General features: G+C 73.7%; 10 protein-coding genes. 3 read left to right on the forward strand and 7 right to left on the reverse strand.

What is annotated here, in order from left to right; genetic code table 11:
* Nucleotides 1-6 precede the first annotated feature (6 nt).
* From ID554_RS27845 to ID554_RS27855, 3 genes are read right to left on the reverse strand one after another with little or no spacing between them, the layout of a single operon-like run.
* Entirely contained in the window at nt 7-1,089 is a 1,083-nt protein-coding gene (locus ID554_RS27845) for an acyl-CoA dehydrogenase family protein (protein WP_117227790.1), read from the reverse strand.
* A gap of 16 nt (nt 1,090-1,105) precedes the next feature.
* Nucleotides 1,106-2,242 (reverse strand): acyl-CoA dehydrogenase family protein, encoded by a 1,137-nt coding sequence (locus ID554_RS27850; RefSeq protein WP_117227789.1) that lies wholly within the window; start codon nt 2,240-2,242, stop codon nt 1,106-1,108.
* Between the two features lie 3 nt (nt 2,243-2,245).
* A complete protein-coding gene (locus tag ID554_RS27855; protein WP_117227788.1) occupies nt 2,246-3,622 on the reverse strand; it encodes an NtaA/DmoA family FMN-dependent monooxygenase in 1,377 nt (458 codons plus the stop codon).
* Nucleotides 3,623-3,738: 116 nt separating this feature from the next.
* On the opposite strand from ID554_RS27855, the gene ID554_RS27860 reads away from it, so the two are divergent.
* Both ID554_RS27860 and ID554_RS27865 read left to right on the forward strand, forming a co-directional pair.
* Nucleotides 3,739-4,227 carry a VOC family protein gene (locus ID554_RS27860; RefSeq protein ID WP_223884301.1) on the forward strand — a complete coding sequence of 163 codons (489 nt, stop codon included), beginning with the start codon at nt 3,739-3,741 and terminating at the stop codon, nt 4,225-4,227.
* Between the two features lie 83 nt (nt 4,228-4,310).
* Nucleotides 4,311-5,759, forward strand: a complete 1,449-nt coding sequence (locus ID554_RS27865; protein ID WP_117227884.1) for an NAD(P)/FAD-dependent oxidoreductase — start codon at nt 4,311-4,313, stop codon at nt 5,757-5,759.
* A gap of 88 nt (nt 5,760-5,847) precedes the next feature.
* Here the strand turns inward: ID554_RS27865 and ID554_RS27870 are convergent, their stop codons facing one another.
* Nucleotides 5,848-6,852, reverse strand: coding sequence for an MBL fold metallo-hydrolase (locus tag ID554_RS27870; RefSeq protein ID WP_117227786.1), 1,005 nt, complete (start codon nt 6,850-6,852; stop codon nt 5,848-5,850).
* A 57-nt stretch (nt 6,853-6,909) separates the two neighbouring features.
* The gene (locus tag ID554_RS27875) at nt 6,910-7,737 is read right to left on the reverse strand and encodes an SAM-dependent methyltransferase (RefSeq protein ID WP_117227785.1); all 828 of its coding nucleotides are present in this window, start codon (nt 7,735-7,737) and stop codon (nt 6,910-6,912) included.
* Nucleotides 7,738-7,899: 162 nt separating this feature from the next.
* Between ID554_RS27875 and ID554_RS27880 the strand changes: the two genes are divergently transcribed.
* Nucleotides 7,900-8,904: an acyl-CoA dehydrogenase family protein gene (locus tag ID554_RS27880; protein ID WP_117227883.1), complete on the forward strand. Its 1,005-nt coding sequence runs from the start codon at nt 7,900-7,902 to the stop codon at nt 8,902-8,904.
* A gap of 52 nt (nt 8,905-8,956) precedes the next feature.
* Here the strand turns inward: ID554_RS27880 and ID554_RS27885 are convergent, their stop codons facing one another.
* Both ID554_RS27885 and ID554_RS27890 read right to left on the reverse strand, forming a co-directional pair.
* Entirely contained in the window at nt 8,957-12,913 is a 3,957-nt protein-coding gene (locus ID554_RS27885; protein WP_117227784.1) for a non-ribosomal peptide synthetase, read from the reverse strand.
* A 27-nt stretch (nt 12,914-12,940) separates the two neighbouring features.
* A complete protein-coding gene (locus ID554_RS27890; RefSeq protein ID WP_117227783.1) occupies nt 12,941-13,171 on the reverse strand; it encodes an acyl carrier protein in 231 nt (76 codons plus the stop codon).
* Between the last annotated feature and the right edge of the window lie 29 nt (nt 13,172-13,200).

The following is a 13,200-nucleotide window of genomic DNA, read 5'->3' on the forward strand; positions in this document are numbered from 1 at the left end:
GTGGGGTCACGCGGCCGGCCGTGCCGGTTGCGCCCGCGGTTGCAGCAGGTGACCGGCGAGGGTGGCGAGGTGGTGGTCGGTGGGCGTGTCGAAGCTGTCCAGCCAGAGCGCGCGGCGGTACCACCAGTGCAGCGGGTACTCCCAGGTCGCGCCGAGCCCGCCGGTCACCTGGAGGGCGTCCTCGCAGGCGCGTACGGCAGCCCGGCGGGCGGCGACGACGGCTTCGGCGTACGCCTGGGTGATCTCGTCCGGCGCCGCGTCGTCCGGTCCGGCGCCGACCAGCCAGCAGGCCCGCAGGGCGAGCGAGGTGGCCAGTTCCAGGGCCACGTAGCCGTCGGCCAGCCGGTGCGCCACCGCCTGGTACGCCCCGATCGGCCGACCGAACTGCACCCGGTCCAGCGCGTGCCGACGGGCCAGGTCGAGGGCCCGGCGGGCGACCCCGACGGCCTCGCAGGCCAGCAACGTGCCGCCGTGCCGGCGCGCGTCGGCCAGCACCCGCTCGGCGTGCTCCGGCCCGATCAGCAGCTCAGCCGGGGTGTCGGCGAGGCGCAGAAGGGCGGCGCCGCGTAGCCGGTCCAGGGCGGGCTGCGGCGCGACGGTGAGCCCGTCGGCTGCGGGGCTCACCAGGAACAGGGCCAGGCCGGTGCCGGTGTCGGCGGCGACCACCAGCGCGGTGGCCGCCGGTGCGTCGGTGACCAGGCCGCGCCGGCCGGTCAACCGCCAGGTGTCGTGGTGCCGTTCGGCGCGGCAGCCGTCCCCGGTGTCCGGGTCGTTGTGCCAGGCCAGGGTGAGCGGGCCGGGGGGCAGCTCACGCCCGGCCGCCGCAAGCGCCGGATGGGCCAGGCCGACCGTGCTCCACCAGGCGGTGGCGGCCAGCGCATAGCCGGCCTCCTGGGCCAGCAGGCCCTTCTCCACCACCGGAAGCTCCGGGTCGCACCAGCCCTGCCGGCGCAGGTGCGGCCACCCGTCCGGGTCGGCGTCGCCCGCCTCGGCGAGCGCGGCGACCCGGTCGGTCGGGTACCGGTCGGCGAGCAGCCGGGCGGCGGCCTCGGCCAGGTCGCGCTGGTCGTCGGTGAGGGCGAAGTCCATGGTCATCCTCTCCGGGTCACCGGGTGCGGGGCAGGCCGAGCACGCGCTCGGCGATGATGCCGCGCAGGATCTCGGAGGTGCCGCCCTCGATCGAGTTGGCGCGGCTGCGCAGCCGCAGGCGCTGCCAGTGGCCGGCGACGTGGCTGTCCGGGCCGTCGAGCACGGCCGCCGGACCGAGCAGGCGCAGCGCGAACGCGGCCAGCCGCTGGTTGGTGACCGACCAATGCAGCTTGAGCACCGAGCTCTCCGGGCCGGGCTTGCCGGTCCGCGCCAGCGTGGCCATCGTCCGGTGGCCGGTCCAGCGCAGTCCCTGCAACTGCACGTGCAGCTCGGCCACCTCGGCACGGACCGCCGGGTCGTCGGCCAGCCCGAGGTCGCGTACGGTGCGCAGCAGCCGGTCGAACTCGACGGTCAGCCGGGCGGTGAGGGTGATGCCGAAGGTGCCGCGTTCGTGGGCGAGGGTGGTCATCGCGATCCGCCAGCCCTCGCCGACCGGCCCCAGCACGCAGTCGCGGGGCACCAGCACGTCGTCGAGCACGATCTGGTTGAAGTCGGCCTCACCGGTGCTCTGCCGCAGCGGCAGCACCTGCACCCCGGGGCTGCGCATGTCGACCAGCAGGCAGGTCAGGCCGGTGTGCGCGGTGGAGTCGGGCTGGCTACGGGCCAGCAGCAGGCACCAGTCGGCCTGGTGGGCGTAGGACGACCAGACCTTCTCGCCGGTGACCCGCCAGCCGTCGGCGGTGGCGGTCGCCCGGGTACGCACGGCGGCCAGGTCGCTGCCCGCGTCCGGCTCGGAGAAGCCCTGGCAGAAGACGTACGCGCCGGAGAGGATCGGTTCCAGGAAGCGTCTCTGCTGCTCGGGGCTGCCGTGCGAGACGATGGTCGGCCCCACCATGCCCAGGCCGATCACGTTGCTGTGGTCCGGCGCCTCGGCCAGGGCGCTCTCCTCGGCGTAGATGCCCTGGTAGGTCGGGGGCAGTCCGCGCCCGCCGTAGGCGGCCGGCCAGGTCAGTCCGGTGTAGCCGGCCGTGTGCAACGCCTTGGTCCAGTCACCGGGTGCGCCGTCGCTGCGGTGCCGGGGCACGTGCTCGGCCAGCCAGGCGCGCAGGTCACGGCGGAACGCGGCCTCCTGCGGGGTGTCGCGCAGGTGCATCGCTCAGCCCTCCCGCGCGGTCACGGCGCGGGCCGGGTCGCGGTAGGTGCTCACCCCGGCGCCGAAGTACCGCTCGCGCAGCGTGGTCTCCGCCGGGTCGTAGGCGGTCCGGAACAGGCCCCGCCGTTGCAGCTCCGGCACGAGCAGGTCGCAGATGTCGTCGATGCCGTCCGAGGGCGGGCAGGGGATCAGGTTGAAGCCGTCCACGTCGGCGACGGTCAGCCACTGCTCCATCCGGTCGGCGACCTGCTCGGCCGTGCCGAACAACGTCACCGGGGCGTCCACCCGGGGCCGGCGGGGGCGGGACACCAGATACTTCACGTCCCCGACCGTCCAGGTGCGGTCCGGGCTGAGCTTGCGCAGGAAGCCGAGGAAGGAGTGGCTGGCCTGGCTGCGGATCTGGTCGACTGGGGTCTCGTCGGGGAAGGCCGCGAGGTCGATGTCCATCCAGCCGCACCACTTGGCGAGCTGCCCCTCGCTGCTCCACAGCGTGTTGTACGCCTCGGCCTTCGCCTTCGCCTCGGCCCGGTCCCGCCCGATCATCACCATGCCGCCCTGCAACGCCTTGACCATGCCCGGGTCCCGGCCGTGCCGGGCCGCCGCCGCGCGCAGGGCCGCCACCGGCTCCGCGCCCGAGGCGGGGTCGGCCAGCGTCAGGAAGACCACCTCGGCGTGCCGGGCGGCGAACTCGATGCCCCGGGGCGAGGAACCGGCCTGGTAGAGCACCGGGGTGCGCTGCGGTGACGGCTCGCACTGGTGCGGGCCGCGAACGGTGAACCAGCGGCCCTCGTGGTCGATCTGGCGTACCCGGTCGGGGTCGGTGAAGATGTCGCGTTCGGCGTCGCGGACCACCGCGTCGGCGTCCCAGCTGTCCTCCCACAGGGCCCGGGCGACCTGGACGTACTCGTCGGCGCGCTCGTAGCGCTCGTCGTGGTCGAGGTACTCGCCGAGGCCGTTGGCGGTGGCCGAGCGCAGGTAGGAGGTGACGATGTTCCAGCCGACCCGGCCACCGGTGAGGTGGTCCAGCGAGGAGAACAGCCGGGCGCACTCGTAGGGGGAGTGGTAGGTGGTGGAGTAGGTGATGGCGAAGCCGAGGTGCCGGGTCGCCGCCGCGGCGGCCGACAGCAGCAGTGCCGGGTCGATCGAGGGGATCTGCACCGCGTGCCGCACCGCAGGTGCCCAGGAGCCCCGGTAGACGTCGTAGACGCCGTGGATGTCGGCGAAGAACAACGCGTCGACGCAGGCCGCCTCCAGTTGGCGGGCGCGGGAGATCCAGTACTCCAGTGACCGGTATCCGGTGGCCGTACGGTCGCCGGGGACCCGCCACATGCCCTTGAACTGCGGTGACGGCGAGCACTGGGTGAACACGTTCAGATGCATGCCCGGTTCCTCACATCCGTTCCGGCCCGGTACGGGCAGCGCGCTGCCAGGTGACGACACGCTACCGGTTGTCGGCGACAACACGCCACACCCAAGATACAAGTGAAGCATCTATGATGCGTCATGTGCCTAAACTCAATGGCAGGAACCACGTCAACCTGACCGTCCGCGACCTGGACCGCAGCACCGAGTGGTACTGCCGGGTCATGGACTTCACGCCGGTACGCGACGCGACGCCGGCCGAGTCCGGGTTCACCTTCCGCACGTTGGTGCACCGGGGCTCGCTCTCCTCGATCGTGCTCGGTCAGGCCGTCGAGCCCGATCCGGCCCCCTTCGACGAACGCCGGGTGGGCCTGCACCACCTGGGCTATCACGTGCCCGAACTGGCCGACCTGGACGAGTGGGCCGCGCACCTGGACGCCGTCGGCGCCGAGCACTCCGGCGTCCGCGAGCTGTTCCTGGAGGCCGGCTACGGCATCTGGCTGCGCGACCCGGACAACATCTGGCTGGAGTTCTACTGGCTCAACGCCGACTACTTCATGGACCGGCTGCGCCAGCAGCGCCGGGCCGAGCGGGCGGCGCGGGCGACCACCGACCGGCATTGACTGTCGGGTCTTGCCGAACACGACACACACTATGGATAGTGGGTGCGGACCACCGGCGGCTCCCGGCCGGAGCGCGTCGAGCGGTGTCCCGTACCGGCGCGGACTCCCCGCCCGACGACTTGGAGAACGACGTGGAAGAGACCCGGAACAGCGTCTACTGGCACGACACCGAGCCGGTCGAGGTCGGCGAGCCCCTCGATGGTGACGCGAGCTGCGACATCTGCATCGTCGGCGCCGGATACACCGGCCTGTGGGCGGCGCACTTCCTGGCCGAGGCCGAGCCCGCGGCCGACATCAAGGTGCTGGAGGCCGAGACGGTGGGCAGCGGCGCGTCCAGCGCCAACGGCGGTTTCGTCGGCCTGACCGCGGGCAAGGTGCTGCGGCGGCTGCTGTGGTACTACGGCCGGGAGAAGGCCGCCGGCGTCTACCGCAGCGGCGCCCGGTCGATCATCGACATCGGGCGGTTCTGCCGCCAGTACGGCATCGACGCCGACTTCGCGATGAACGGTGTTCTCCAGGTGGTCACCGACCGCAAACAACTGGCCCGGCTCGAACTCCAGGTCAAGCGCAGCGAACGCACCGGCCTGCGCGGGTCGTTCAAGCTGCTGGACCGCGACGAGGCGCAGCAGCGCATCGGCTCCCCGCAGGTGCTCGGCGCGTTGCGCACCACCGGCGCGCTGGTCAACCCGCACCGGCTGGTGCAGGGGCTGGCCCGGGTCGTCCGGGAACAGAGCGTCGACATCCACGAGCGGACCCCGGTCACCGAGGTCCGCAAGGTCGGCGGACGGTACCGGGTGACCACCCCCACCGGCACGGTCACCGCCAACGAGGTCGTCCTGGCGACCAACGCCTGGCAGCACAGCTTCGCCCAGACCCACACCAAGGTCATGCCGGTGTGGAACTACCTGATGGTGACCGAACCGCTGACCGACGCGCAGTTGTCCCGGGTCGCCTGGCCCGGCCGGGAGGGGGTCAGCAACTCGCTGTCCTTCGCCCACGCGGCCCGGCTCACCGCCGACAACCGGGTGGTCTGGTCCGGCGGCCGGTGGTACTACTACGACCAGCGGGACACCGACCGGTCGCACCTGCGCAACGACGCCGCCCACGCCGAGCTGCGGGAGTCCTTCGCCCGCTTCTTCCCGGCCTGGCGGGACGTGCGGTTCAGCCACGCCTTCGGCGGCCCGATCGGCTGGAGCCGCACCTTCATCCCGCAGTTCGGCCGCACCGACGACGGCCTGGTGTACGGGCACGGCTACACCGGCAACGGGATCGCGCCCAGCCACACCGGCGGCAAGATCCTGCGGGACCTGGTGCTGCGGCGGGACACCGAGTACACCGACCTGGCGTACGTGACGGTGAACCAGCCGAAGTTCGCCAAGGGCGCGATGGGCGACAAGGGCGCGCACCTGTTCATCTGGCGGCAGGAGACCGGTGACCGGCTGCCGTTGCTGCTGCCGCACCCGGCCGCGCTGGCGCCCCGGTCCTTCTTCGCCGGCCGCGCCGCGCGTCGGGCAGCCGGCGCCAACCGCTGACCCGTCGCACCGCGCAGCGGACCGGCCGACGGCCGGGAACCACAGCGGGCAGGCGGCCCGGCCGGCCACCACCGGCCGGGCCGCCTGCTCAGTTCGGGTCGCTGCTGCCGAAGAGGCGGCTCTGCCCGACCGCGAGGTCCCAGAGGGCGTCCGCCGGGCGGCCCGACTCGGCCCACGCCTTGCGCGCCAGCTCGACCGGGGCCAGCACCGGCTCGGCGGAGAGCGCGAACGTGCCCCAGTGGATGGTGACCATCCGTTCCGCGCCCAGGTCGCCGCAGGCACGGACCGCCTCGGCCGGGTCCATGTGCAGCGGCTTCATGAACCAGCGCGGACGGAACGCGCCGACCGGCAGCAACGCCACGTCGATGCCGGGGAAACGCGCGCCGATCTCGGCGAAGGCCGGCCCGTACGCCGAGTCACCGGCGAAGAAGACCCGGTGGGCCGGGGTGTCCTCCGAGGTCATCAACCACCCGCCCCACAGGCTCTGGCAGGTGTCGAAGAGACCCCGACGGCTCCAGTGGTGCGCCGGGGTGAAGTCGAACCGTACGCCGCCGACCGTGGTCGACTCCCACCAGTCCAGCTCGACCACCCGGCGGAAACCGCGCGTCTGGAACCACCAGGCCAGCCCGGCCGGCACCAGCACCGGCGTGTCCCGGGGCAGCCGGCGCACGGTGGGCTCGTCGAGGTGGTCGAAGTGGTTGTGGCTGATCACCACCACGTCGATCGGCGGCAGCGACTCCCAGCGCACGCCGGGTGGGGTGTACCGGCGCGGCGTACCCGGGATCTTGTCGGCGAAGACCGGATCGGTCAGGACCACCCGGCCGCCGAGCTGGACCAGGCAGGTGGCGTGACCGATCCAGGTCACCGCGGCCTGCCCGGCACCGACCCGGGGCGCCGCCTCGTCCACCACCGGCACCCGGCCACCGGTCGCGCCGACCGGGCGGGTGCCGCGCTCGCGCATCAGCCGCAGCACCGCCGCCGGGCCGGGCACCGGGTGGGTGAGCCGGTCGGTGAAGCCACCGGGCCAGGTGCGCCCGCGGGGCGCCCCGGTGAGCCGGGCCAGAGCACGGTGCACGGCGCGTGGTCGGTACACGGGTTCCTCCTCGGGTAGTGGGGTCGGCACCGGACGCCGGGCCAGGGCATGCCGGTGTCACCCTGGCTTGTGCGCGGTGAGCAGTAGGTAACCCAGGCAGGACTCGGCGACCGCCTGGAGGTCCAGGACCGCTTCGCTGACCTGGCGCAGCACCCGGGGCCCGTACGTGCCGGCGAGGCGCTCGCGTTCGCGCGCCACCGCCTCCCGGGTGGCCTGGTGGGAGCGGCGTACGTGGGGCCCGGCGTCGACGACGTCGACCACCTCGAAACCGGCCGTGCGGACCAGCTCGACGTAGGCCGGCGCGGCCGGCGGCGTCGACATCGGCATCGTCGACCAGATCCGCGCCTGCGCGTCGTCCATCGGCCGGACCAGGGTGAGCTCGGCGAGGACGAGCCGCCCGCCGGGGCGCAGTACCCGGTGCACCTGGTCCAGCGCGGCGGCCTTGTCCGGCACGTGTACCAGCACCTCCAGCGCCAGCGCCGCGTCGAAGCACCGGTCCGGGTACGGCAGGGCGGTGGCGTCGGCCCGGGCGAAGCGGACCCGGTCGGCCAGACCTTCCTTCACCGCGAGCTCTCCGGCGCGCTCGACCTGCCGGCCGCTGAGCGAGACGCCGCTGACCTCGGCGCCGGTCACCCGGGCGACGTGGCGGGTCGGTCCGCCCGTGCCGCAGCCGACGTCCAGGACGTGGTCGCCGGGCCCGACCGCGAGCCGACCGGCGAGTTCGTCGTTGAGTCGTGTCTGTGCCTGCGCGAGGGTGGCCGGGTCGTGCTCGTCGGACCAGTACCCGTAGTGCAGGTTGTCGCCGTAGACGGCGTCGAGGAACGTGCCCATCAGGTCGTAGAACATGGCGACCCGTTCGGCCCGAGTTGCTGGATCTTCGGTCACCTGCGATCTCCCCCGTGGGTTGGCGTTTCTCAGCATAGTGTCGGTCGGTCGCCGCAAACACAACACTGTCTTCATGTAGCTTCTAGGCTGTCGGTGACGTCTTCGTTAGGCTGTGCGCAGAACCCACACCGACTGACGACGGAACGGACGGTGGACCGACTGATGAGCAACTCTGCCAAGGTGCTGGATCGCGCGGAGCGCATCGCCGAGGAGGTGCTGTTCCCGGTGGCGGAGGAGGTCGACGCCGCCGACACTGTCCCGGGCACCCACCTCGACCTGCTCGCCGCCGAAGGCTTCTACGGCCTGGCCGGCCCGCCGCAGTTCAGCGAGATGGCCGCAGAGGAGACCGCCACCGCGGCCCGCGCGTTGGAGATCATCGCCAGCGGATGCCTCACCACGGCGTTCGTCTGGGCACAACACCACAGCGCGGTGATGGCGGCGACGCACAGCCAGCGGCCGGGCATCACCGACCAGTGGCTGGAGCCGCTGTGCCGGGGCGAGCGGCGTGCCGGGCTGGCCATCCTCTCCGCCACCCGGCCCGGCCCCCCGGCGGTCCGCGCCGAGGCGGTCGACGGCGGCTGGCTGCTGCACGGCGCCACCTCCTGGGTGACCGGTTGGGGCCTGGTCGACACGCTGTTCACCGCGGCCCGGGACGCCTCGGACACGCTGGTCTGGTCGTTGCTGGACGCCACCGAGAGCGACACCCTCAGCGTCACGCCGGTCGACATGGTCGCGGTGGCGGCGAGCCGCACCGTGCAGGTCACCTTCACCGGCCACTTCGTGCCCGAGCAGCGGGTCACCGGCACCGTCCCGCACGAGGTCTACCTGCAACGCGACCCGGCGACCCTGCGGTTCAACGGGTCGTTGCCGCTGGGTGTGGCGACCCGCTGCGCCCGGCTGATCGGGCCGAGCCCGCTGGACGCGGCGATCGACGAGTGCCGGGCCACCCTCGACGCCGCCGGCCCGGACGAACTGCCCTCGGCCCGGGGCGCGGCCGCCGCCCTCGCCCTGCGCGCCGCCGGACTGCTGGCCACCACCACGGGCAGCGCGGCTGTGCTGCGGCATCGCCCGGCCGAGCGGCTGATGCGCGAGGCGCTGTTCCTGCTCGTCTTCGGCACCCGCCCGGGCATCCGCGCCGACCTGATCGACCGGCTGCACCGGGGCTGAGCCACCCGCCGACCACGGGCCCGGGGTACGCGTACCCCGGGCCCGTGGTCGGTCAGGGTGCGATGAGGACGTCGGTCACCACGGCGGCGGTCGGTGCCACCGCCGCCGGATCGGTCACCGCGAAGTGGTCGCCGGACACCTGCCGGCGGGTGGTCACGGCACCGTCGGGCAGCCGCTCGCCCAGCGGCACCAGATAGCCGCCGGCCGCCCCGCCCAGCGTGGTCCGGGCCTCCAACAGGTGCACGGTGAGGCCGGGCGCCGCCGGGACCGGATAGCGCACCAGCGCCCGGGTGTGCGCGGCGAAGACCTCGAACAACCGCTCGGCCGAGTCCAGGCCCAGCGACGCCAGCTCGGGCCGGGCGGCGGCCACCCGCGGCCAGGCCGCCCGCAACGCCTCCACCCCGGAGGCGTCCGCGCCCACCGGCGTGTCGTCGGACACCTCGCCCCGGGTCACGTCGGTCAGGAACGCCCGGACCAGTTCGACCGCGCTCGGCTCGGCGGTCGTCCCGGGCGGGCCGACCCAGGGGTCGATCAGCACCGCCGTGCAGGTGCGCCCCGCCTCGGTCAACTGCCGACCCAGCTCGTAGGCCAGCACCGCGCCGAGGGACCAGCCGACCAGGCGTACCGGGGCGTCCGCCGGCAGTGCGGCGGTCACCTCGTCGCGGTAGTGGCGGGCCAGCTCGGTCAGGGTCGGCGGCACGGGGGCCGTGCCGTCCAGCGCGGGCGACGCGATCCCCAGCACCGGCCAGCCGTCCGGCAGCCGCGCGACCAGTTCGCGGTAGCAGAGCAGGTCGCCGCCGACCGGGTGGATCAGCACGACCGGGGCACCGTCGCCGGGCGCCAGCGACTGCACCACCGACGTGCCGGCGGCCCCGTCCCGCTCGTCCAACAGGCGGGCCAGTTCGGCGACCGTACGGTGCTGGTAGAGGGCGGCCAGCGGGAGCCGGCTGCCGAACTCCCGCTCGACCCGGTTCATCAGCTGCGCCGCCTGCAACGAGCTGCCACCGAGGGCGAAGAACGGGTCGTCTACGCCGACCGAGGGCAGGTCGAGCAGGTCCGACCAGAGCGTGGCCAGCCGCCGCTGGGTGGCCGTGTGCGGGGCGCGGAACCGCCCGCCGCTCGGGGCCAGAGCGGCCGCGGCCGCGACCAGGGCGGCCCGGTCCACCTTGCCGTTGCCGGTCAGCGGCAACGTCTCCCGCACCTCGATCACCGGCGGCACCAGGTACCCGGGCAGCGTCGCGCCGAGCGCCGCCCGCACCTCGTCGGCGAAGTCCGGCTTCGCCGCCTCGGCGGCCACGAAGGCGACCAGTGACGCACCCTGCTCGCCCCGGCGGGCGACCACCACCGCGTCGGTCACCCCCGGCTGCCCGACCAGCGCCGCCTCGATCTCGCCCAGCTCCACCCGGAAGCCGTTTATCTTCACCTGCGGGTCGTCGCGGCCGAGGAACTCGATCACCCCGTCCGGGCGGTACCGGCCCAGGTCGCCGGTGCGGTAGAGCCGCTCACCGGTGACCGGGTGGGTGACGAACGCGGCGGCGGTGAGTTCCGGCGCGTGCAGGTACCCGTCGGCCAGCCCCCGCCCGGCGATGTACAGGTCCCCGGGCACCCAGTCGGGCCGGTGGGCGAGCCGCGAGTCGAGGACGTGGAAGCGCTGGTTCCGCAGCGGCCAGCCGTACGGCACGCTGGTCCACTCCGGGGGCACCCGGGCGGGGACGTCGAACCAGTTCGACCAGATCGACGCCTCGGTGGCCCCGCCGAGCGCCACGCACCGCGCCCTCGGGGCGATCTCGGCCAGCTCGCGGCCGAGCGACAACGGCACCCAGTCGCCGCTGACCATCGCCACCCGCAGCGCCGCCGGGCGCTCCCGGTCCGCCGCCGCCCGGACGTAGTCGACGAACATCGCCAGGTAGGCCGGCACCGAGTTCCACACCGTCACGCCCGCCCGGACGGCCAGCTCGTGCAGGTGCACCACCTCGCGGGCCTGACCCGGATCGGGGACGACCACGGCGCCGCCGACGGCCAGCAGGCCGAAGACGTCGTACACGGACAGGTCGAAGGTGAACTCCGAGACGGCCAGCACCCGGTCGTCGGCCCCGACACCGAAGCGGGTGTTCACGTCCACGATGGTGTTGGCCGCGCTCTGGTGGCGGATCGTCACGCCCTTCGGCGTACCGGTGGTGCCGGACGTGAAGATCACGTACGCCAGCGCCTCCGCCTCGTCGGCGACCTCGGCGTCGGGCAGGTCGCCCGGTGGCAGGTCCGCCAACCGCCAGCGGACCGCGTCGGACGGCGCCCCGTCGAGATCGTCGTCGGTCTCGCCGAGCACCGCACGGACACCCGCTCCGGCGAGGATCTGCGCGCGGCGCGGCAGCGGCCAGGCCGGCGCCACCGGCACGTAGGCCGCGCCGCTCATCAGCACCCCGAGCAGCGCGGCGATCTGGTCCACGCCCCGGTCGGCGACGACCGCGACCAGGTCACCCGGGCCGCGTCCGGCGGCCCGCAGCGCGGCGGCCACCGCACCGGCCCGCGCCCGTAGCTGTCCATAGGTCACGGTGCCGGCGGAGGTGACCACCGCGTCGGCGTCCGGGGTGCGACGGGCCCGGGCCAGGAAACCGCCGTGCAGGGTCTGCGTGGCCACCTCGCCGGCGGTGTCGTTGGCCTGCGTCCGGACCGCGAGCTGTCGCTCGGGGGTCAGCCGGTCGCCCCGCGCCGCCGACCAGGCCGCGTCGTCGCCGGCCAGGTCGGCCAGCAGGGCCCGGTACGCGGCGAACATGTCGTCGATCATGCCGGGCGGGTAGAGCCCGTCGGCGGTGTCCCAGCTGAACACCATCTCGCCGGAGCGCATGAACACCTGGTGGTCGAAGGCGACCTGCGGGGTCCGGACCAGCGACTCGCGGCGCTGCCAGCCGAGCAGTTCCAGGAAGACCGGGTCGGTGTCGGAGCCGAGCCCGAGCATGCTGGTGAACACCACCGGCATCCGGGCACCCGAGACCGTCCCGGAACGCCGGTTCAACTCCCGGATGACCGACACCCCGCTGAACGCGCCGTGCGCCATGTCGCGCAGCATCCGGCCGCGCAGCGCGGCGGCGTCGGCGGCGAAGTCGCTCTCCCCACCGGCCGGCGAGCACTCCAGCAGCAGGGTGCTGGCGAAGCTGCCGATCAGCTGGGACACGTCCGGGTGCAGGTTGAGCCGCTCGCCGTACATGATGTTGACGGTGAACCGGTCCTGGCGGCCCCAGTGCCGCAGCACCCGGGCGAACGCGGCGGCGACGGCCATCGTCGGGGTGAGCCGGCGTCGGCGCAGCGCGGCGCTGAACGCGTCGGTCGCCGCGACCGGCAACGTGAAGACGCGCCGTACCAGCGGGCCGTCGTGCCGCCCGCCCCGGCGCAGTGGCAGCTCCGGCGCGCCGGGCAGGTCGTCGAGCCGGTCGGACCAGTACCGGCGGGCCGCCGCGTACTCCGGGCCGTCCCGGCGCTGGTCCAGCTCCCGGCGGTACCGCTCGTAGGTGAAGTCCAGCGGCGCGAGGTCCCCACCGGCGAGCAGGGTGCGCAGCTCCTGGGCGAAGACCTCGCCGGACTGGCCGTCGAAGACGATCAGCCGTCCGGCCATCTGGACCAGGTACTCCCCGTCGTCGCACCAGACGAGGATCCGGAAGGCCGCCGGTCCGGTCAGCGGCGGTCCGTCGCCGGAGAGTTCCCGGCGGCCGGCGGCCAGCAGTTCGGCGCGGCGGTGGGCGGGTTCACCGCGCAGCGAGCGGACGGCCAGCGGCGAGGGCGGGTCGTCCAGGATCCGCACCTGGCCGTCCTCGCCGACCGCGCAGCGCAGCATGGGATGCCGGGCGACCAGGGTGTGCACGGCCGCGGCGAACGCGTCGGTGTCGAAGGGTGGTGCGGCGTACTCCTCGTAGAACAGCGCGGGGCCGCCGAGCTGGAAGTCGCCCAACTCGCCGATCAGGTACGCCTGCTGGAGGTCGCTGAGTCCGAACCCGGTTGCCGTGAGCTGGTCCATCGTGCTCCTCGCTGGGGTGGCCGGCGCTCAGCCGACCGTGAGCTGTTCCCGTACGGCCACGAGCAGTTCCGCGGGCGTCGGGCGGTCGAACACCTCGAACAGGGGCAGCGAGACACCGAATTCCTCGGCGACGTGGTGCACGAGGGCGGCGGCGGCCATCGAGTCGCCGTCGAGGTCGGTGAAGAAGTCGGCGTCGTCGGTGACCGACTGCTGGAAGATGAACTCCCAGACCTTGCGCATTCTCTGCAGGTCGTCCATGCCAGGCTCCTCGTCGCTGGTCGGGGGCA

This window comes from Micromonospora craniellae, from assembly GCF_014764405.1.
GTDB classification, from domain to species: domain Bacteria; phylum Actinomycetota; class Actinomycetes; order Mycobacteriales; family Micromonosporaceae; genus Micromonospora; species Micromonospora craniellae.

Coding starts and splice junctions, on each gene's coding strand:
- ID554_RS27845 (WP_117227790.1), bottom strand. CDS start 1,089: ATGGACTTCGCCCTCACCGACGACCAGCGCGACCTGGCCGAGGCCGCC.
- ID554_RS27850 (WP_117227789.1), bottom strand. CDS start 2,242: ATGCACCTGCGCGACACCCCGCAGGAGGCCGCGTTCCGCCGTGACCTG.
- ID554_RS27855 (WP_117227788.1), bottom strand. CDS start 3,622: ATGCATCTGAACGTGTTCACCCAGTGCTCGCCGTCACCGCAGTTCAAG.
- ID554_RS27860 (WP_223884301.1), top strand. CDS start 3,739: ATGCGTCATGTGCCTAAACTCAATGGCAGGAACCACGTCAACCTGACC.
- ID554_RS27880 (WP_117227883.1), top strand. CDS start 7,900: ATGAGCAACTCTGCCAAGGTGCTGGATCGCGCGGAGCGCATCGCCGAG.
- ID554_RS27885 (WP_117227784.1), bottom strand. CDS start 12,913: ATGGACCAGCTCACGGCAACCGGGTTCGGACTCAGCGACCTCCAGCAG.
- ID554_RS27890 (WP_117227783.1), bottom strand. CDS start 13,171: ATGGACGACCTGCAGAGAATGCGCAAGGTCTGGGAGTTCATCTTCCAG.